This window comes from Morganella morganii H1r (genome assembly GCF_000633515.1).
Lineage (GTDB): Bacteria > Pseudomonadota > Gammaproteobacteria > Enterobacterales > Enterobacteriaceae > Morganella > Morganella morganii_B.
The window spans coordinates 1-1317 of sequence record NZ_AYMP01000058.1 but is presented as its reverse complement, the minus strand read 5'-3'; the positions used below and the strand labels follow the sequence as shown (position 1 = coordinate 1317).

Below are 1317 nucleotides of genomic sequence, written 5' to 3'. Positions count from 1 at the left end.
TTTCCAGTTAATGGGATGGACTACCTCCTCCCTCTGAGGTTAACTGAACAAAATATACTCAGCAGGAGCACTATCATGAATGTTATCTATCTCGGTATTGATCTGGCTAAAAATGTTTTTCAGCTTTGTGGATTGAATCAGGCGGGTAAACCGGTTTATAAAAAACGCACTGATCGTAAAACGTTACTACAGACCGTCGCGAATATTCCGGCCTGCCTGATTGGAGTGGAAGCCTCCACGGGCGCATTTTACTGGCAGCGTGAGTTCGAAAAACTGGGACATAAGGTCAAAGTGATCAGCCCTCAGTATGTAAAACCCTTTGTCCGCGGGCAAAAAAATGACGGTAATGATGCACAGGCTATCGCAATTGCTCTGATGCAGCCAACAATGCAGTTCGTACCACCCAAAAGCCCTGAACAACAGGATATTCAGGCTCTGCACCGTGCAAGACAGCGTATTGTTAATCACCGCACTGCGACAGTCTGTCAAATCCGGGGACTGCTGCTTGATCGGGGAATAACAATCGGTGCGGCAGTCTCAAGAGTTCGTCGTGCTGTTCCGCTTATTCTTGAAGATGCTGAAAATGGCCTTAGCGTTAGAATGCGCAGGACGATTGCAGAACTTTATGATCTCTTTAACGATCTTGGTCGTCGTATAAGCTTTTTTGATAAAGAAATTGATGCTGTGTTCAGGCAATCAGAAGCCTGCCAGCGCATTGCCAAAGTTAAAGGCATCGGCCCCAAAACAGCAACAGCTGTTGTTGCCGCGATTGGCAAAGGAACTGAATTTAAAAATGGTCGTCACTTTGCCGCATGGCTTGGTCTGGTTCCACGACAGCACTCGAGTGGTGACAGGCAGGTACTGATGAATATGACGAAAAAAGGCGACAAGCATTTGCGAACCTTATTTATTCATGGAGCCAGGGCAGTCGTTAGAGTGGCTGCAAATAATAATGAGGGTTATTTAAATCAATGGGTTAATCAGCTAAAAGAGCGACGAGGATTTAACAAAACGACCGTTGCAGTCGCCAATAAAAATGCCAGAATTATTTGGTCAATTCTTCACAATGAAACAGAGTACAGACCGGCAGTGTAATAGCATACCTTTAAAAGTTGCAAAGTATTGAAAAATGGCCACAGGTTGAACCTGCACAATCGGAACCTGACTACTATATTGGCCTTCGTGGCCGTCCAGTTGTTGAGGCGATTGTGTGCGGATTACCCATTTGGGCACAGATATTTCTGATGCCGGATAGATGTAAGCAACAACCTAAAACCTGATTCAGTACTTGCAAAACGGAGGTAGTCCATAGATATA

At 45.1% G+C, this 1317-nt stretch carries 1 protein-coding gene; it reads left to right on the top strand.

Annotated features, from left to right (window positions below; genetic code table 11):
* Positions 1-75 precede the first annotated feature (75 nt).
* On the top strand, positions 76-1095 hold the full coding sequence (locus U868_RS0121545) for an IS110 family transposase (protein ID WP_025155084.1): 1020 nt from the start codon (positions 76-78) through the stop codon (positions 1093-1095).
* Positions 1096-1317: the final 222 nt, after the last annotated feature.